Annotated in this window: 19 protein-coding genes and 1 pseudogene; 8 read left to right on the top strand and 12 right to left on the bottom strand. The window is 61.6% G+C overall.

What is annotated here, in order from left to right:
* The first annotated feature begins 5 nt into the window (after positions 1-5).
* The 3 genes and pseudogenes from AC1DCM_RS25470 to AC1DCM_RS25460 all read left to right on the top strand — a co-directional run bounded on the left by AC1DCM_RS25470 (position 6) and on the right by AC1DCM_RS25460 (position 2,614).
* Positions 6-1,328, top strand: coding sequence for an NtaA/DmoA family FMN-dependent monooxygenase (locus tag AC1DCM_RS25470; protein WP_477520163.1), 1,323 nt, complete (start codon positions 6-8; stop codon positions 1,326-1,328).
* Between the two features lie 47 nt (positions 1,329-1,375).
* Positions 1,376-1,732 (top strand): annotated as a pseudogene (locus AC1DCM_RS25465) (flavin reductase); the annotation flags it as partial.
* A 597-nt stretch (positions 1,733-2,329) separates the two neighbouring features.
* Positions 2,330-2,614 (top strand): hypothetical protein, encoded by a 285-nt coding sequence (locus AC1DCM_RS25460; RefSeq protein WP_477520162.1) that lies wholly within the window; start codon positions 2,330-2,332, stop codon positions 2,612-2,614.
* A 169-nt stretch (positions 2,615-2,783) separates the two neighbouring features.
* On the opposite strand, the gene AC1DCM_RS25455 is transcribed toward AC1DCM_RS25460, so the two are convergent.
* The 5 genes from AC1DCM_RS25455 to AC1DCM_RS25435 all read right to left on the bottom strand — a co-directional run bounded on the left by AC1DCM_RS25455 (position 2,784) and on the right by AC1DCM_RS25435 (position 7,344).
* Positions 2,784-4,013, bottom strand: coding sequence for an NAD(P)/FAD-dependent oxidoreductase (locus AC1DCM_RS25455; protein ID WP_477520161.1), 1,230 nt, complete (start codon positions 4,011-4,013; stop codon positions 2,784-2,786).
* Positions 4,014-4,284: 271 nt separating this feature from the next.
* The gene (locus AC1DCM_RS25450) at positions 4,285-4,602 is read right to left on the bottom strand and encodes a 2Fe-2S iron-sulfur cluster-binding protein (RefSeq protein WP_286138863.1); all 318 of its coding nucleotides are present in this window, start codon (positions 4,600-4,602) and stop codon (positions 4,285-4,287) included.
* A 9-nt stretch (positions 4,603-4,611) separates the two neighbouring features.
* Positions 4,612-5,880, bottom strand: a complete 1,269-nt coding sequence (locus tag AC1DCM_RS25445) for a cytochrome P450 (RefSeq protein WP_442006847.1) — start codon at positions 5,878-5,880, stop codon at positions 4,612-4,614.
* A 797-nt stretch (positions 5,881-6,677) separates the two neighbouring features.
* Positions 6,678-7,073, bottom strand: coding sequence for a transposase (locus tag AC1DCM_RS25440; protein WP_477520160.1), 396 nt, complete (start codon positions 7,071-7,073; stop codon positions 6,678-6,680).
* Positions 7,045-7,344 (bottom strand): hypothetical protein, encoded by a 300-nt coding sequence (locus AC1DCM_RS25435; RefSeq protein ID WP_477520159.1) that lies wholly within the window; start codon positions 7,342-7,344, stop codon positions 7,045-7,047. The genes AC1DCM_RS25440 and AC1DCM_RS25435 overlap by 29 nt, the downstream gene beginning before the upstream one ends.
* A 192-nt stretch (positions 7,345-7,536) precedes the next feature.
* Here AC1DCM_RS25435 and AC1DCM_RS25430 point away from each other — a divergent pair, with 192 nt between their 5' ends.
* On the top strand, positions 7,537-8,154 hold the full coding sequence (locus AC1DCM_RS25430) for a TetR/AcrR family transcriptional regulator (protein WP_442006845.1): 618 nt from the start codon (positions 7,537-7,539) through the stop codon (positions 8,152-8,154).
* Positions 8,155-8,310: 156 nt separating this feature from the next.
* Positions 8,311-8,955: a trehalase-like domain-containing protein gene (locus AC1DCM_RS25425; RefSeq protein WP_477520158.1), complete on the top strand. Its 645-nt coding sequence runs from the start codon at positions 8,311-8,313 to the stop codon at positions 8,953-8,955.
* On the opposite strand, the gene AC1DCM_RS25420 is transcribed toward AC1DCM_RS25425, so the two are convergent.
* Both AC1DCM_RS25420 and AC1DCM_RS25415 read right to left on the bottom strand, forming a co-directional pair.
* Entirely contained in the window at positions 8,947-9,801 is an 855-nt protein-coding gene (locus tag AC1DCM_RS25420; RefSeq protein WP_477520157.1) for an SDR family NAD(P)-dependent oxidoreductase, read from the bottom strand. The two genes, AC1DCM_RS25425 and AC1DCM_RS25420, sit on opposite strands and share 9 nt — an antisense overlap.
* 129 nt (positions 9,802-9,930) lie before the next feature.
* Positions 9,931-10,461, bottom strand: a complete 531-nt coding sequence (locus AC1DCM_RS25415; protein WP_477520156.1) for a nuclear transport factor 2 family protein — start codon at positions 10,459-10,461, stop codon at positions 9,931-9,933.
* A 328-nt stretch (positions 10,462-10,789) separates the two neighbouring features.
* Between AC1DCM_RS25415 and AC1DCM_RS25410 the strand changes: the two genes are divergently transcribed.
* The 3 genes from AC1DCM_RS25410 (at position 10,790) to AC1DCM_RS25400 (ending at position 12,701) form a co-directional block, all read left to right on the top strand.
* Complete coding sequence (locus AC1DCM_RS25410; RefSeq protein ID WP_477520155.1) at positions 10,790-11,575, top strand: enoyl-CoA hydratase/isomerase family protein; 786 nt, start codon at positions 10,790-10,792, stop codon at positions 11,573-11,575.
* Between the two features lie 44 nt (positions 11,576-11,619).
* Entirely contained in the window at positions 11,620-11,766 is a 147-nt protein-coding gene (locus AC1DCM_RS25405; RefSeq protein ID WP_477520154.1) for a DUF1059 domain-containing protein, read from the top strand.
* 83 nt (positions 11,767-11,849) lie between these two features.
* Positions 11,850-12,701, top strand: a complete 852-nt coding sequence (locus tag AC1DCM_RS25400; RefSeq protein WP_477520153.1) for a TIGR03620 family F420-dependent LLM class oxidoreductase — start codon at positions 11,850-11,852, stop codon at positions 12,699-12,701.
* Between the two features lie 75 nt (positions 12,702-12,776).
* Here the strand turns inward: AC1DCM_RS25400 and AC1DCM_RS25395 are convergent, their stop codons facing one another.
* The 5 genes from AC1DCM_RS25395 to AC1DCM_RS25375 form a co-directional block, all read right to left on the bottom strand.
* Positions 12,777-13,565, bottom strand: coding sequence for an SDR family NAD(P)-dependent oxidoreductase (locus tag AC1DCM_RS25395; protein ID WP_477520152.1), 789 nt, complete (start codon positions 13,563-13,565; stop codon positions 12,777-12,779).
* A 71-nt stretch (positions 13,566-13,636) separates the two neighbouring features.
* Positions 13,637-13,924: a YciI family protein gene (locus tag AC1DCM_RS25390; RefSeq protein ID WP_477520151.1), complete on the bottom strand. Its 288-nt coding sequence runs from the start codon at positions 13,922-13,924 to the stop codon at positions 13,637-13,639.
* A 27-nt stretch (positions 13,925-13,951) separates the two neighbouring features.
* On the bottom strand, positions 13,952-14,941 hold the full coding sequence (locus tag AC1DCM_RS25385) for a zinc-dependent alcohol dehydrogenase family protein (RefSeq protein ID WP_477520150.1): 990 nt from the start codon (positions 14,939-14,941) through the stop codon (positions 13,952-13,954).
* A 141-nt stretch (positions 14,942-15,082) separates the two neighbouring features.
* Positions 15,083-16,192 (bottom strand): acyl-CoA dehydrogenase family protein, encoded by a 1,110-nt coding sequence (locus AC1DCM_RS25380; RefSeq protein WP_477520149.1) that lies wholly within the window; start codon positions 16,190-16,192, stop codon positions 15,083-15,085.
* A 152-nt stretch (positions 16,193-16,344) separates the two neighbouring features.
* Positions 16,345-17,241, bottom strand: an 897-nt coding sequence (locus tag AC1DCM_RS25375; RefSeq protein WP_477520148.1) for an isocitrate lyase/PEP mutase family protein, incomplete at its 5' end; no start/stop codon positions are given.

Raw genomic sequence — 17,241 nt, 5'->3', positions numbered from 1 at the left:
TCCCTATGACTACGCGAAAGATGCTGCTCGGCATGCAGTTCGGTAACGGGTACGGAGCGCAGGTGTCAGCGTGGCGCGCCCCCAACGTCGACCCCTTCGACTACACAAACTTCGACGCCATGGTTCGCTTCGCCCAGGCCGCGGAGCGCGGCAAGTTACAGTTCCTCTTCGTCCCCGACACCCCGGCCCTCTCAACTGACTTGACGCATGAGGCGCCGCAGATGACGCTGGACCCGATGATCACCCTCGCGGCAGTCGCGCACGGCACCTCACGCATCGGGATGGTGTCCACCGGATCCACCACATTCATGGAGCCGTACAACCTCGCCCGCCAATTCAAGGCGCTCGACGTGCTCAGCCATGGCAGAGTGGGGTGGAACCCCGCCACGACGAGCGACCCGACCGCCGCCGCCAACTACGGCGCACAGGTGGCCGGCCGTCCCGAGCGATACCAGCGGGCGCACGAGACGATTCAGATCGTCCAGGCCCTATGGGGCAGCTGGCAAGAAGATGCCTGGATCGGCGACAAGAGCACGGGACGCTTCGCAGACGCGTCGAAGGTCGGTCCGGTCAACCTCAGCGGCGAGTATGTCGCCTCCCGTGGGCCGCTGCCGATCCCGCCGTCGAAGCAGGGCCAGCCCGTCATCTTCCAGGCCGGCGGAGGTGCCAATGGGCTCGGCATCGCGGGTCGTTACGCGAACGGGGTCATCGGTTCCACGTTCTCGATGGACGACGCTCGCGCCCAGCGGCAGGCGGCCCGCGATGCCGCCGAGCGGATGGGGCGGAACCCTGACGAGATCAAGTTCTTCGCCGGCCTCATGACCGCAATTGCACCCACCGTGCGCGAGGCCGTCGATCGGCGGATGCAGCTCGCGGCCGACACATTTCCGAGCCGCCTCCCCTACCTCGGCCAGATGCTCGGCATCGAGCTGCTGCCCGCCCAGATCGATCGCCCGATCGCGCCCGAGCAGCTCGCGGTCGCACATCCGACCCCGTTCGATCCGCGCGCGCCGCGCGCGCTCGAGGTCGCGAAGCAGGGCTGGACGATTCGCGAGATCCTCGCCCACGGCGTCATCGACTACCACCCGACGCCCATCGGGCCGGCATCCGTCACGGCAGACCACATGCAGGAGTGGTTCGAATCGGGCGCCGTCGACGGGTTCTGGGTATCCATCGATATCTACAAGGACGGCATCGACACCTTCGTCGACGAGGTCGTACCGATCCTCCAGGAGCGCGGACTCTTCCACCAGGACTACGAGGGCACAACCCTTCGTGACCACCTTGGCATTGAGCGCCAGTACGGACTGGACCCCCGGATCTCGTAACACAGCCCACACCAGAGCCATGCCAGCGCGCGCTCGCGGGCTTCCCGACCGGACTGTCGGTCGTGGCCGCGGAAGTCCGCGGACGGATCCTCGGAATGCCCGCGAACTCGCTCGTGTCGGTGTCGTTGGATCCGGCACTGCACTCGATCCCCTTCGCGCACATCAACCACCTGGCCGGTTCTGCGCACCTCGCCGCGCTGCGAATCAGTGTCCTCGGTGAGCAGAGTGAACGGGTGCTCAACGAGCTGCGTGACCCTGGCGGGTCCCGTTTCGTCGGCATCGAGATAGACTCCGACGACGGGTCGGCATTCGTGCCCGGGGCCCTGGCGAGGTTAGTGGTGGAGCCGCACACCGCTGTGGAAGCCGCCGAACGCACGCTCATGCTGCTTGAGGTGCTCACCTGACTTGGCTCACGGCTCGTGGCTTCGGGGTGGGCCAAGGCTCTGACCTGCGGTGATGTTGGCGGAATGCTGCTTTTTCACGCACTAAACGGGTTTTGTTCGGACGAAGTTTTCGTCCCGGCGCCTGTTCTCCAGGTTGCACTCCGGCCCCTCAGCCCAGCGGGTGGTCCCCTACCAGAACGACGCCCACAACCAACCACCACAGAAAACACAGCAACACAAGGGTGAAGGGAAATTTTTCAGGCCGATTCGTGTCCCGGTATCGCAAGTCCGACAGACCTGGGGACTTCATTAACATCTGCATTGTTGACCACACACATAAAGGGGCTTACCCGGGAGGACACCTAGGCTCCGTCCACGGCAGACGACGAAAGGACGGCTAGTCTAGGAGACTGCTGAAATAGTCACGGGTGGGGCGAGTCGGCTGGACTCACGGGCCTGGTGGTTAAGACTGGTCTTATGCAGGGACGCGAAGACACGCAACGCGTCGAAGGCACGTCTTCGGGAATCCGGCCTCCGCCATTAGGGAAGATCAACGTATAGGAGGGCTGGATACGATTGCAAGGTAACTCAATTTCTTTCTGAAAAAAGATAACGACGATGTCGGGCAGATCGTCCGGGGCGGGTGTAACTTGCGCAAGAGGCAGCCGCGAGCGATCCTCGCCTGATGGCCCTCCTATCGGTTCGGCGTTCGTCGCGGCCTACCTGCTAGTGCACGGGATCGTGAAGCTTGCCATCGTCGTTGCCCTGCTGATCGGATCACGGCGCGTCTACCCATGGGCAATCGCGGCCTTGATCGCGTTCCCCTTGGATTGGCCTTTCAAGCATGAGTTCCTGCTCCACTACAGGCACGAAGTGCTGGAGCATCAGGATCTGAGGGACTGACCCAAGAAAATACTTCCACCTCCAATGCGCATCCCGCATCGCCCTCGGGCCGGCATTACGGGACACGAGAACCTCCGTGATTGTGAAGACGTCAGATATCTCCACTGAGCCCGGAGGTTCTCCCCTTCCGCAACCCAACCACTGCCACCAACCTCCTGGCCGGGTACATCTAGACCGCTACCCCCTGCCGCACCACTTCCTTCAGGTCGACGGTTGGATCTGTCAGTGCCTCGATCATGCCTCGGACGTCCAGGCCGATCAACTGCTTGGCCTGTGTAAAGTCCTTGGGGGAGTTTACGGTGTCGACGGCGACGACCACGTTGCCTGCCAGGTACACGACCGCGAACCGGCCCATCGCGGGGTCGCCCCGGACGACGGTGGCGTCGTAGCCCGCGAGGACGCCCGCGGTCTTCAGCCGAAGGTCGTACTGATTGGACCAGAACCACGGCACCTCGGCGCCGGGACGAGGTTCGCCGGTGAGCGTCGCGATGACGGCTTTGGCATGGGCGGCGGCGTTCGGGATCGACTCGAGGCGGAGCCCGTCCGTGCCCATCAGAGCGCAGTCGCCGGCTGCCAGCACGTCGGGCAGAGTGGTGCGCCCGTGGACATCGACGAGCAGACCGTTGGGAGCGTCCGCCCCCGCCGCGGCGACGGGCTCCACATTGGGGACCACGCCGATTCCGACGACCACGACGTCCGCAGGTAGCGTCTCGCCGTTCGCCAGCCGCACCCCCGTGCAACGCTTGCCATCCCCCACGATCTCGGTCACGGTGGCGTTCAGCTCGATCCGTACGCCGGCGGCTCGATGCCGATCGGTAACGAATGTCGACAGTTCGGCACCGGCGACCCGGGCGAGCACGCGGTCCTGGGCCTCCAGCACGGTCACCGAGGCACCGAGCTTTGTGGCTGAGGCAGCGACCTCCAGGCCTATGTATCCGCCGCCGATCACCACCACCTGGCTGTCCGGACCGAGCTTGCCGCGCAACCACCGGGCGTCGTCCAGGGTGCGCAGCCCGAGCACTCCGCTCAGGTCCGCCCCAGGGACAGGCAACACGCGCGGGCGACAGCCCGCGGCCCACACTAAGCTCCCGTAAGTGAACTCGCGGCCGTCGGTGGTGCGGATGGCGTGAAGGGCCGGGTCGAGCCACTCGACGGTTGTCGACGAATGCAACTCGATCGGTGACTTGAGCCAGTAAGCGGCCGAGCGCAGCGGCAGGGTGTCCTCCGGAACCTCGCCGACGAGGTACGCCTTCGACAGCGGAGGGCGCTCGTAGGGAAGCCCGGGCTCGGACCCGAGGACGGCGATCGACCCAGTGATGCCTGCGGTGACGAGCCCGACCGCGACCTGGGTCCCCGCCGGGCCCGCCCCGACAACCAGGACATCGTGGTGTGCTGACATGGAAAACCTCCGAAAAGTGGGAGAATAATAGGTTAGGCAAACTCCTGCCGAGGGCCCCGTCGCCGCAGTCGCGACGGTGCAGGGGGCCGAGGTGGACAGGGCTCCGTCGCGCCTCTTCGGCACTGGCCGATAGCCCGTTCCGGTGGATCAAGGCTAAGAGACTCTCGCAGCCCTCGTCTTCCCGGGGCTGCCCGGAGCCTCACCAACGACTCGCGAACAGTTGGAGGCAACCGGCGCGTCGTTGACGACTGTGTGGATGGGCTTTCAGAGATCAGTGCTCCGGCACTGCGACCTCAATTCCGTCCAAGTCAGGGGTGATCCGGATCTGGCAGCACAATCTGCTGTGTTCGGTGCGGTCGTCCAGCACCTCGAGCATGTCCTCCTCATCTCCCGAGGCCGGTTCCAGTTGATCGAACCATTCGGGGGTGACGTGGACGTGACAGGTCGCGCACGTCAACTCGCCTCCGCATTCACCGACGATGCCGGGGATGTCCTGGGACAGAGCGGCCCGCATGACGGTCTCCCCGTCGGCCGCGTCGACCTTGCGAACCTCACCGGTCGGAATACGGAACTGGATGATGCTGGTCATTTGGCCTCCTCAGGCTCTTGTGCGCGCCGGAACACGCACGGGTGTGTAGGCTACGGGCAGTTCGGTGAACCCTGTGACGCTGGTGTCGGCCAGCCAAGCCGGCCCTGTGACAGTGGTATGCATGTCGGGAAACGCCTTCAGCACGCGTGGAACGATCGTCGCGAGCTCCATGCGCGCCAGCGGACGGCCAAGACACACATGCGGCCCGTGACCAAACGCCAAGTGAGGGTTCGGGTCTCTTCGGATATCGAACTCCTGGGCGTTGTCGAACACTCGATCGTCCCTGTTAGCCGAAACCAAAAAACACCCAACCCAATCCCCGCGCTTGATCCGCTTGCCCCGGAACTCGAAGTCTCGGCTCGCGATGCGCAACTTGTTCTTGGTCGGTGTAACCCAACGAAGAATCTCCTCGACGGTACTACTCGTCAGACTAGGATTTTCGGCGAGCATTTTACGCTGCTCAGGCTGCCTCATGAGCTCCCACAGGCCAACCGCTACGGCGTTACGCGTGGTCTCCAGCCCACCCCCAATGAGTGCGACAAACCAGCTCTTCATCTCATGAATGCTGAGCTTTTCACCATCAATCTCTAGCTCACCGATTATGGTTGCGAAATCGTCCTTCGGATTCTCTCGGCGATCCAGAGCAAGTTTCGTGCAGTAATCCAGTAGCTTTTGCTGACCGAGGTCGTAAGTTTTTACAGGGTCATTGTCGATCATCCAACGCGGGTGACCAGATGACATAAACTGCCATGACGCCTCAGTAATGTAATCCCAGTCCTCCTTCGGCACCCCCACCATTTCAAGGGTGACCCTCGTCGGGAGCGCCGCGGCAATGTCCTCGACGAGATCACACTCCCCCTTCGCTGCAATCGAGTCGATAATGTCGTCGACCATCTGCTCAATCCCTTGCCGCATCTTTTCGATCTGCGGCACAGTGAAATGCTTGTTGATCGGCCGACGGTAAAGGTCATGCATGGGAAAATCCAATTCGGTGATCCGCACGTCGACCCCCCGTTTGTGTCGCTCTTCAGGGGTAACCCGCTTCGGGGTGAGCGGTATCCGGCTGTTCCAGCGGGAGCTGAAGTCGTGTGCATTTTTCAGGACCTCGCTCACATCTTCGTGCCGCGTGATCGCCCAGTAATCCTTGCCGTAGCGTTCGTCCCGAACCCAGCGGACCGGGTCCTCGTCCCGCATCTGCGTGAACGCGGCATGGTAGTCGGTTCCAACATAGAAATTCGGGTCTAGTAGACCATTATCGATCGTTTTCCAGTCGATCATCCGGTCGCTCCTTCTCTAGTTTTGTGTTCGGGCGGGTCGATCAGCCGCCATCCACCGCGGTTATGCGCATCGGCGCACCACCTCTCAGGGAAGTTCGCGGACGGCGAGTGCCGCATCGGTCGTGTTTGTGAAGCGCATTCAACGCGGCCCGAAATCAATCAGGACCAACCGCGGATCGGTGGATCAAGGCTAAGTCAACGACGCGCATTCCGGGTCCCGCCAGGCATGCAGGTGAAAAAGGATGTTTGCTCAACCGGGCAAACGGGATGACCAGCCACTCGCCCCATAGAACTCCACATAAGAGTCCGAAGGACAATCTGCATAGGCCTGTTGTCGTGTCATGCTGACGAATTCCTTTCAGCCCCGGTTGTAACCTTGATCACACGACCAAGTCTAGTACCAACTCGGCCATGTGATCAAGAACTCTTACCAAAAACTCTTCGCCGGTTCATGCCCTAGGTCACCGGCTTCTCAGGAATTAGCTCATCACCCCAGCGCCGGCAGCACTGCACGGTTGATCAAGCGATTAAGAGTTTGTCATCGAGCCGCCGTCTAGTCCGGAGATGAGATGACCTGCCTCTGGTCGGTGCGTGGGTGGGCATCCGGAGGCGAGACAGGGCTTCCGGTGGTCTTGAAAATGGGAGTCAGGCTGCAGGGGTCGGGGAGACGGTGTAGCCGAGGCCTTCGGGTCGCAGACGTGGCCGCTTTTTTTGGTGTCCGGGTCGGTGTGGCGGGTGAAGTGGTCGGCGCCGATGGCGCGTTTCTTGCCCTGCCGCCGGGCGATCCTTCGGTAACGTTCACCCAGGAAGGTATCCGTTCTGCCGGCACCGACGGCGGCTTCGCCCAACGTACGGGCGATATAGCGGTTCGCGTCCGGTCGAGCCGTTGCCTTTGGTCTTTCCCGCGGCCGAACTGATACCCGGGGAAAACTTCGCCCAGGAACACAGGTGCCCCGCGGTCGGGAACCTGGACATGTCGACCCCGATTTCGGCCAGGACAGTAGCGGCGGCGGTGAGACCGATGCCCGGGATCTCATCGAGGCGTTCCACCGCCCATGCGAAACGGGCCAGTTGCGCCTCGATCTGCTCCTCAAGCGCGGTGATGTCCGCGTCGATCCCATCGATCCGCGCCAGCATCCTGGCTAGAAGGAAGCGGGGGTGCTCGTCAAAAAGGGCCGGTGAAGGCCTCCTCAAGTTCGGTGATCTTGTTCCGCATGCTCGACCGCGCCAGCTGCGCGAGGACTTTCGGGTTCCGTTCAGCGTCGATGAGCGCTGCCATCATCGCCCGACCGGAGACGCCGAAAATGTCCGAGGCGACCACGGAAAGTTTGCTCCCTGCGTCCTCCAGAAGTTTCTTAACCCGTTTCTTCTCCGCCGTCCGTGTGCCGATCAGATCGATCCGGTACCGGGCCAGATCTCGGAGCCGTCGGATCGGGGCGGGCGGGACGAAGCTGGGCCGCAGCATGTGGCGCTCCGTTGTTTCTCCTGAAGAAGGGAACAGCTAGGGAGACGGCGCCGCCGGGCTGTCCAAACTTTGTCCTGTTGCCAGTTGAGGGAGATCTCCATATCAAATTGGCCAAGCGTCCAAGTAAGCTGGGAAGAAATTAGAGCATTTCCAGAATCCCGCAATTCGGAGAAGCGTGAGCGAGGAGGCAGCATGCCGCAGGATCATCAGCCTGTCAGTTTCCGCCGTAGGCAGTTTGTGGAGGCGGCCATTACTGTGATCAGTCGGGAAGGTGTGGCCAGGGCGACAACTCGCCGCATCGCCGAAGTGGCCGAGCTACCAACTGCCAGCCTCCACTATTGTTTCGCGACGAAGGAAGATCTCTTCCATGCAGTCTATGAAGCCATCACAGCTGCCCGTTTTGCTGGAGTCGGTGAACGAATACAGCAAGAAGTGGGGCTTCACCAGGGCGTCGCAGATATATTGCGTTCATTCATGAAGTGGTTTCAGAGCAGTCGCGACATGCAGCTCGCCAGTTACGAGCTCACAATGTGGTCTTTGCGAAGTTCAGACTCCCAACATTTGGCTAGGCGGGTTTACCGCCGGTACCTGGATAATTGCGCCCAGCTGCTTCGTGAAGTTAGAACCGAGGAGGAACTGGATGTCGATATTGAGAATCTTTCGGGGCTTCTGGTTGGAGTGACTAATGGTCTGGTGCTGCAGTGGCTGTCGTTCGACAACTCGGAGGAAGGCATATCCACCGACAAGTGCGTGAAGATGGTTCAAAACGCGCTCTCTACCCTGAAATATGAAGCCGGAATGGCTGGCTAAGGCAGTGGTTCTTTCTAGCCTCGCCCTCTTCAAGCTTGGGGGCGCTGGGCGGCCATTTCCCCTTGCCTCTACCATCCATGCCCTTTGGGCTTAGGCTGACAATTTCTATTCCTCGAGGCCTAACCCGATCTGGTTGAGTTGTGATTGAGTGAAGCCATGGCTGCTCCCATAGAGGATTATGCGCTGCTTGCGGACCTCCAAACCGGGCCGCTCTGCTCACGAAACGGCAGCGTGGACTGGCTCTATTTCCCGCGTTTTGACTCTCCGTGGTTATTTTGTGCACTCGTGGGAACCGCCGATCACGGTCGGTGGCTGTTGGCTCCCAGCCATGGAGGCGCAGCCGTCGTTGATCGGCGCTACCTAGATTCGACGTTTGTGCTTCAAACAACCTGGGAAACCATCACCGGCCGTATCTTGATTAGAGACTTCATGCCGGTGGGCTTGGACCGCTCCTCACTCCTGCGCCGAATCATGGGGCTGTATGGAACCGTCGAGATGCACCAAGAACTCATTATCCGGCCCAGCTATGGCCTGGTTATGCCATGGGTTAGTCGTGGCCACGACCATGCAGATCCCGGGGCAACGGTCCTGGTGGCCACGGCGGGTCCGGATGCAATCGCATTGAGGGGACCGCACATTCCACTGGCTTATGCTCATCAGGGGGTCGTGCTCCCGGTCGACGGCGGAGCGTCCATGCCGTCATCGCCACCAACGCCAAACACCACATCCTCGATAATCTTGGCGAGCAGAGGGCCATCGAGGACGTGGTGTTTGAGCAGTGAAATCCCGACTCTATTCTGAGGGCGGGCTTGAAAGCGCGACCGCGGCATTTTGCTCGGCCAAGAGTGCTTCGCGGTGTTCAACCCACGCCCGGGCGGGCCTGCCCGGATGATCGACGGTCATTCCGCCGTCAGCTGTGAACTCCGATCCGGTGGAGTAGCTGGACTCGTCGGAGGCGAGGAAAAGGACCAAGTAGGCGATCTCTTCCGGCCGGCCCCAACGCCGCAAAGGCAAGGCCCACTCTGTGGGGGTGGTATCCAGCACGCCAGCGCCGTACCAGGATCCGGAGGTCGCCGACATCGGAGTCTTGATGCCACCGGGAAGTACAAGATTGACGCGAATGCCGAAAGGCCCGAACTCGATCGAGCTGCTCTTAGTGAGACCGGCCAGGGCGTGCTTAGAGGTGGTGTACCCGGTGCCTCCGGCTTCTCCACGGCCACTGTTCGTCGACCCGATATTGATGATCGATCCGCCACCTGCACGCCGCATCGGATCAAACAACGCCTTGGTGCCAAGCCAGGGGCCCACAACGTTGACCGATAGAATGTTGAGCAGATCTTCCTTCACCATCTGATCGATCGTTCGGTGCTGCGTTATCCCGGCGTTGTTCACGAGAACCGTAGGAGTTCCGAATCGCTCGATGGTTGTAGCGACCGCAGCATTCCAGTCGTCCTCGCTGGTGACGTCCAGGTGGACGTAGAGGGCGTTTTCGCCGAGGTCTGACGCCAGCGCCTGGCCAGGATCGTCGAGCACGTCCGCGATGACGACCTTCGCTCCCTCAGCGACGAAGAGTCGTGCTTCAGCCTCGCCCTGTCCTCGTGCTCCACCCGTGATGATGGCGACCTTGCCATCCAGCCTGTTACCCACTTCACTACCCTTTCAGCCAGTTTTTCCCGTGTGTTTCGCATCGACAAGAGGCGAGGCGATTTTGCATGTTTGCGCACCACATGTGAGTGGTCGACGCGATGTTCGCGCCAGAGAGCCTTCGGCTGGCGCCTAACTGCACTCCACGCGCAGGCGGGCAAGTCGAAGTGTTTTGATGTACCAGCGTCCGTCGTCAAGTCGAACGTAGCTCTCGTGATAGGTGCCGAAGTTGTGCATGTAGGCCACCGGCTCGCCCGTGGGGAGCCAGTGGTGGCTCTCGTAACGGAAAACTGCGGTGGCAGTGGTATCGGACGTGAGCTCGATGTCAGGGTTGAAAATGTGATGGACCATGCCGTGGTCCTCCCGGGTTGATGAGACCGTGGCACGGATGGCGGCTCGGCCCACAACCGGCCATACAGCGCCCTGGCGCGCAACCGCCTCAAGATACTCGAACGCAGCCTTGGAGGCTGGTTCATTTGAACCTGGTTTGCGGGCAGTCGGGAAGTCGCTCTCATCCATCTGCGCATCAGGAGCGAAGAGCGACTCGAACTCATCCCAGCGGCGGTGATCGATGCTGTTTGCATACTTGCTCTTGATCCGCGTGATGGCCTCGATCGCCTGCAGTTGCTCGACATCGCTCAACGTGAGTTGGCTGGATGGCATCAGTGGTCCCCTCTCGATGCGCTCATCGCCGTAACGTTCTGCTGTCGTTCGCGTGGATGTGGTGAGTACCGCCGATGAGCCCGGATCCTAGAATCGTATTCAATGGATGCTAACAGCATCCCGGCACGATTGTCACGCGACCATGCACAACCCGGCATCCTACAATTCCAGGCGCGACCCCCGTCAGTCTGCTTACGACAGTATGGTGGAACAACCGAGGAAGGGCCACTGATTGGAATCGGACCCACGACGTGTTAGATTCGTATTCAGCCTGGTTTCCGCGTCACAGTTTTCTGTGCCATATACAGCAACGAAGGAGTCGCTCGCCGTGACGGAGTTCGTCGATTACCAACACAGTTATCGGCACATAAAACTGACCAGGGGTGAGGATGGAATCCTCCTGGTGCAGCTACATTCGGACAACGACTTCCTTCGCATGGGAGAAACGGTTCACCGGGATCTCACCGCCGCGTTCCGGCAGATCGCTCTGGATCGCGCGAATCGGGTGGTGATCATCACGGGCACCGGTACAGACTTCATCGGCCCGCGAGCCGACGCTCCCGGAGGTAGAACCCTGACCCGCCAGAGCAGCCTCGCCGACGAGTACGCAGTGTGGGAAGAACTTGCCTGGACCAACCAGCGCGAGATGAACAATGCGCTGCTTGACATCCCCGTGCCCGTGATCGCAGCGGTCAACGGTCCCGTCCGTCGCCACTGCGAAATGCCGTTGTATTCGGACATCGTGATCGCATCCGAGACCGCCTCCTTCGAGGATTCCGCCCACTTCGATCTCCAGGATTTGGTGCCGGGCGATGGCAGCCACATCTGGATGACCATGCTGCTGGGCATAAACCGCGCCCGCGCGTACATGCTCACTGGAGAGGTCATCACTGCTGAGGAGGCGCTTCGCTGGGGGCTCGTCAAGGAGGTCCTGCCATCGGAGCGCGTTCTTGAGCGCGCGTGGGAGATCGCACGCAGGATCGCCGAAAAATCGGATTCGACGCTCCGCTTCACGCGCTCCCTCATGGTTCAGCCGATCAAGAAGCAGACACTCGAGTTACAAGGGATGGGCCTCGCCTACGAGGCGCTCGCCGCATTCGGACGAGGTCTCTGACCACGCACCCTGACCTTAATGACGGATCAGAAGGAGTATCCACTGTGAAGAAGACCTTGGAGTGCCCGTGCGGTCAGACCGTTCACGGGACGGATGAAGATGACCTTGTAGCCAAGGCGAAAGAGCACCTTCACGTCGAGCACCCTGGCCGGGAGTATTCGCGCGAAGAGATCCTCTTTATGGCTTTCTGAACGAGCCCTCGGCAGGCCACCCGCCACGCTCAGGCACTGCTGCGCGGGACGGATTCACGCGCAGTGCTAAGCAAAGGAGACTCATGAAAAATCAACTTCAGCGCTACGGGGTGTGGAAGGTAGCAAACACCTGGACACCGGCCCTGGCGAAGGAGCTGGAGACGTTGGGCTTCGGGGCTCTGTGGATCGGCGGCTCGAAGGATAGCGAACTGCACCTCGTAGAGCAACTGTTGCAGGCAACAGACAACATCGTCATCGCCACGGGAATCATCAACGTGTGGTCCACAGATGCAGACACCGTTGGCCCAGCCTTCCATCGAATCGAGCAGCGCTTTCCTGGCAGGTTCGTTCTGGGCATTGGTGCCGGCCATCGCGAGTCCAACCAGAGTGTCTATGACAAGCCGTACACGGCAGTGAAGCATTACCTCGACCGTCTCGACGCCGGCGAAGTGCCGTCCGATCGACGCATCCTTGCCGCACTGGGACCCGACATGGTGCGTCTATCCGGACGTCGGTCACTGGGAGCACATCCCTACCTCACCATTCCGGAGCATACGAAGAAGGCGCGGGATCTCCTGGGACCACTCCCCCTCCTCGCTCCCGAGCAGAAGGTCGTCCTGGGCTCCGACCCAAGCATCACCCGCGCGGTCGGCCGCGCATTCGTTGATGATCCCTACCTCCAGCGGGTGAACTACCGCAACAACCTCCTGTCGCTCGGCTACAGCGAGGACGAGATGATCAACGGCGGAAGCGACCGGCTGATCGACGACCTTGTCTTGCAGGGCACCGCCGCCCGGGTAGCCGAACGGCTGGAGGGCGGCCACCACGCCGCCGGGGCCGACCACGTTGCCATCCAGCTCCTTGCGGATGGAGCGCCCACCGTCGCGTCGTATCGAGAGCTGGCACACGCTCTTGGCCTTCACCGTGCGCAGTGACGAGTGCTCGTGTAGCCGCAGAGATCGCCAAGCGCGACAACCCGGTGTAGACCCTGCCACGGGTGAGGCTCGAGGCTACGACAGACCTGTTCCTGGAGTGATCCCGGTTCGTCCCCCGTCGACGGTGAAAACTGAGCCGCTCACGAACGAGGCCTCAGGTGACGCGAGAAACTCCACGACGGCTGCCGTTTCATCTAGGCGCCCCAGCCTTCCGAGCGGCGTGTACTTCGCCAAAGCCTCTTCGAAATTCGGGATCGTGGCGCCCGCCGGGTACTCCAGAAAATCTCTCGTCTCCATGGATGCGCATCGAGCCACGTAGTTCACCCGGACGCCACGCTTACCGAAGTCGTGAGCCATCACGTGGGTGAGAGCGACTAACCCGCCCTTGGCCGAGGAGAACGCAGGCACCGTGGGGTTCCCCTGGAGGCCGTCGATGGTTCCCACGTTGATGATCGAGCCTGCCGCCGACGCAGAAAGCAGGTCGGCGAACACCTGCGCGAGGACGACGGCCCCGGTGAGATTGACACGCACCACCCTTTCCAGCAGCGCAATGTCGATGCGAGAAACCGGTCCCGGCGTGTCCACGACCCACTGGCAATTGATTAGCGTGTCTACATGGTCTATTCCGCCCGGAAGCCGATTTGGCAGGTCACGCAGGCCCTCGAGGTCGTCGAGTTGCATCGTAACTCCGACGGCATTCGCACCCCGCATTGTCACCACTCCCGTTACCTCCCGAACACGTACCTCATCCTCGTCGATGATGAGGACGGTCGCACCGGACTTGGCAGCACGTAGCGTACACGCCCGACCAAGTTCGATAGCGCCCCCGGCAATGACAGTGACCCGATCGCTCGTATTCTCCACGATTTTTCCTCTCCTCGGCCCAGCTGTTGTCGTCTCCGGCTTTCCTTGGCTCGTGGCCCGAGAGCGCTTGCTCAGAGCGGCGCCAGAGTTCCGGTGGCAGCTGACCACTCGTGCGCGGTGACCCTGCTGATGTAACCGGCAAGGTTGTACGGATCCGCGGCAAGCAGACTCTGCGCTTCCGCTGCGTCGGCGACCTTCAACAGAAAGAGGATGTCCACGGAGGCATCGGCGACCTTGCCCACCGCTAGCAGTTCGCCCGAATCCTCCAGGCCCCTGATGAATTCCAGGTGCTCCTTCTGGAGCCTCTTACGCTCATCCGCAGCGTTCTTGTCGTACGTATAGGTAGCGACGACGGTCACGGTTCCTCCTGTAATTGGCTTAGGGTGTCAGTCGAAGTTGACGAGAATCTTGCCGACGTACGTCTTCGCGCGTAGCGCCTTGTATGCCCTGGCGATCTCGTGGTGCGGTACTCGCATCCCTATGTGCGGCCGAATCTCGTGCTCCCTGCCGAATCGGAGCGATTCGGCAAGGTCGGTGACCGAGCCCACCATACGTCCACGCAAAGTGAGAGCTCGACGGATCACCAGCGAAGCCTCTGCAGCCGGCAACCCGAGCGTGCCGATCACATCGATACGGCCGCCAAGGCGGGTGGCCATCATCGATCGCGTCAAGGTGTCCCCCGCAGCGATCGACACGACGAGATCGACACCAGCACCGTCGGTGACCTCCCTTACATGCTCGGGCCAGCGGTCATCTGCGCGGTCGAAGGTTTCGGCGGCGCCAGCATCACGCAGCAGCTGATGCTTCTCTGCACTCGAAGTCAATGCCAGTACCCGTCCCCCGCGAGCCAGAGCCATTCCGAGAGCGAACAGGCTCACTCCTCCAGTGCCCTGCACCAACACGGTGTCACCCGGGCGTACGGCCCGCGTAGCACAAAAAGCCGTCACGCCCGCGGTGGGGTAGGACACTGCGGTATCGTCATTCATTCCCTGAGGAACCTCTACGACGCCCTGCGACTCGAGCACTACGTACTCTGCGAGTACCCCGTCGCGGGGGCCGCCGAGAGCGCCGGCGAGGTGCTCCGGCAGCATAGGTCCGCTGATCCACGTCTGGTGGAACGAGCCGACGACGCGGGCTCCCACCTGAACCTCGGTCACGCCTGCACCGACAGCAACGACCTCCCCCAGCCCGTCCGACACCGGAATGCGGCCGGGCACGACCTCACCGCTCTGCAATCTCTTGACGACACCGAGGTCGCTATTGTTGAGCGCCGCCAGCCGGACTCGTACGACCACCTGTCCGGGACCAGGCTCCGGGACCGGAGTGCTCTCCGGGACCGGGACGTCCGCGCCGGGCTGAAGCCGGTAGGTGATCACCGCGGTGCTCGGACGCCCACCGGCACGCCCTCGGCCCGGAGGCGCTGCGGGCCCTGTCGATGCCGGAGGTGGACCGGGTCGTGATTCTTCGCGAGGTTCATGCTACTTTCCCCTTGATCGACCGTGCCGTACGACGGCGGCTCAGACCCCGTCATGGCCTCGCCACTCCTCGAGCAACGCGGGCGCAAGGTGCACGGCCTGTTGCGGGCCCACGAGGAGATGATTCATCGCGACGCGAGCATTGGCGTTGAGGCGGGCGAAGATCCCATCCTTCGGAATCACGTCGGAACCGGCCCACAACGATGCCGTGGACAAGATGTCTTCCAGCATCCGAGTGAGATAGAGCGCTGCCTGATCGACGCGGATCGAATGCATCTCAGTGAGGCGGCCTTCTATAGTTGCACTCCACACCTCGCGGTATGCGTCAAAAACGAATGCACGGGCGGCTTGATAAAGTGACTCGATACGAACGAAATCGGCCTGGAACAGCGGATACTCGTCCAGGGCCGGAATGGTACCGCGGCGTCGACCCTGAGTCGACTTCGCGATCTCCTCGAGAATTCGCTTCGCCAGACCAAGCCCGACGCCACAGTGGTGCAGTCCTGAGATCTGCCAGAAGCCCTGGTTGAACACCGGGTCATCGGGAAAGTTGTGGACAGTCTCAAGGGCCATCCATTTTTCCTCAAGAACGTGCGGTATAACCCGGTAGGATCCTGAACCCGATCCCGCGAGGCCGGACGCGTTCCAATCGTGCTGCCACTCGACATTTTTCCTGTCGACCCAGATGAAGACGACGATTGGTTCGCCCTTGTCGTCAAGCCGCGGAATATCGTTGTCATCGACCAGAGCCACGCGAGCCACCACTCGGTCTGCGTACTGCGAGCCTGAGCCGAAAGGTCTCGGTCCGGTCTGGACCAGATAGCCCCCCTCGACCCGCTTCGCCTTACCGTAGGGCCCAGTGGGTGAACCGGAGCCACAAGCGATGCCATCACCGTTCGGTCCAATGAGCTCGCGGAACGCTTCTTCGGGCAGCAGGATCCCCGGGAAAATCGTGCCTGTCTGGTGGTTGGCATACACCCAGCCGGCGGAAGCGTCCTGACGGGCAATCTCTTCCGCGATCTCAAGATAGGTCAGATCGTCAATACCCGCTCCACCGAGATGCTCCGGCAGCAGAACACCATAGAGACCAGCGTCCTTCCACGCCTGGACGACCCTCGGCGTGATGATCGTGTCTCGGGCTGCCTGCGGCACCTCAGACTCCACCAGTGGAGCCAAGGAGCGCGCGATGGCAACCCACGCTTTCGCCGAGGTGGGCCTGCGGTCCTTGGAGCTGATAGGCGGGGCAGTTGCTGATGGCAAGGTTGTGACCTCCCTAGGTTGAGGTATTGATGAAGTGAACGGGCTCACAGCGGGACATCCGAGGCACGATAACGGAGCGCGAGCTCGCCCCAGTCGCGGTAGCGGATCGTCTCCTGGACGGTCTTGGCCGTGTCCGAATAGTCCGCGTCCACCATTCCGGTTTGCTTGAGTTCCGTGAGCGTCTTGATAGCTGCCTCGTATATTGCGTACGAGACAGGGACCGGGTCAAGCAGAATCTTCACACCGCTCTTTTCAGCGAGTTTGCGCTCTTCACGCGTGGCGCTGCCGAAGCGGATGGGCACCATCATCACCGGCACTCCGCACGATGCCTCTACAGCTTCGGCAGCATCCTCCCATTCGATATGTGTTGGCTTGATCACATCGGCCCCCGCCTCAGCGAATAGCCGCATGCGCAACAGTGCCTCGTCCTTCGATATCAGGGCACTATCAGTCCTCGCCACGATGACCGTGTTTGGATCCCGGCGCGCCTCGACCGCGGCGCGAACACGTTGGACCGCCGCATCGCGTGTCAAGTGGTGATTGTCTTTGAACTGCATGACGTTCCCGAGCTCTTTGGGGGGCGTGTGCTTGGGGTAGGCGAAGTTCGTGTCCTCGATCATGACGCCGGCGATACCGGCAGCCTCCGCCATCTGCACCGCCTGGCGTACCTGGAGTGGGTTGCCTCCCCCGTCGTCGAAATCGACGATGAGCGGAATGTCAATCACCCGCGTGATACCCCGGGCCACATCGATGATGTCGCGGGTGGAGATCATCGTCATGTCAGGAATCGCATGGTAAGCGACCGATACCGTAACCCCACCGCCGATGGTAACCGCGCCAAATCCTAGATCCTGGGCTACTCGCGCCGAAAAGGGGTCGTGAATCCCAGGAATATGAATCAGCCCATCACCCGCTAACAGCTCACGCAGACGAGCGGCGGC

It is taken from the genome of Paenarthrobacter sp. 10N417 (assembly GCF_056394745.1).
The sequence above is the reverse complement of the archived record's forward strand: the minus strand, read 5'-3'. Positions and strand labels throughout refer to the sequence as shown.

Bases quoted from the DNA above. Each gene is read 5' to 3' on its own strand.
- AC1DCM_RS25430 (WP_442006845.1), top strand. From the start codon at position 7,537: ATGCCGCAGGATCATCAGCCTGTCAGTTTCCGCCGTAGGCAGTTTGTG.
- AC1DCM_RS25425 (WP_477520158.1), top strand. From the start codon at position 8,311: ATGGCTGCTCCCATAGAGGATTATGCGCTGCTTGCGGACCTCCAAACC.
- AC1DCM_RS25415 (WP_477520156.1), bottom strand. From the start codon at position 10,461: ATGCCATCCAGCCAACTCACGTTGAGCGATGTCGAGCAACTGCAGGCG.
- AC1DCM_RS25445 (WP_442006847.1), bottom strand. From the start codon at position 5,880: ATGATCGACTGGAAAACGATCGATAATGGTCTACTAGACCCGAATTTC.
- AC1DCM_RS25435 (WP_477520159.1), bottom strand. From the start codon at position 7,344: ATGCTGCGGCCCAGCTTCGTCCCGCCCGCCCCGATCCGACGGCTCCGA.
- AC1DCM_RS25450 (WP_286138863.1), bottom strand. From the start codon at position 4,602: ATGACCAGCATCATCCAGTTCCGTATTCCGACCGGTGAGGTTCGCAAG.
- AC1DCM_RS25455 (WP_477520161.1), bottom strand. From the start codon at position 4,013: ATGTCAGCACACCACGATGTCCTGGTTGTCGGGGCGGGCCCGGCGGGG.
- AC1DCM_RS25400 (WP_477520153.1), top strand. From the start codon at position 11,850: ATGAAAAATCAACTTCAGCGCTACGGGGTGTGGAAGGTAGCAAACACC.
- AC1DCM_RS25460 (WP_477520162.1), top strand. From the start codon at position 2,330: ATGTCGGGCAGATCGTCCGGGGCGGGTGTAACTTGCGCAAGAGGCAGC.
- AC1DCM_RS25470 (WP_477520163.1), top strand. From the start codon at position 6: ATGACTACGCGAAAGATGCTGCTCGGCATGCAGTTCGGTAACGGGTAC.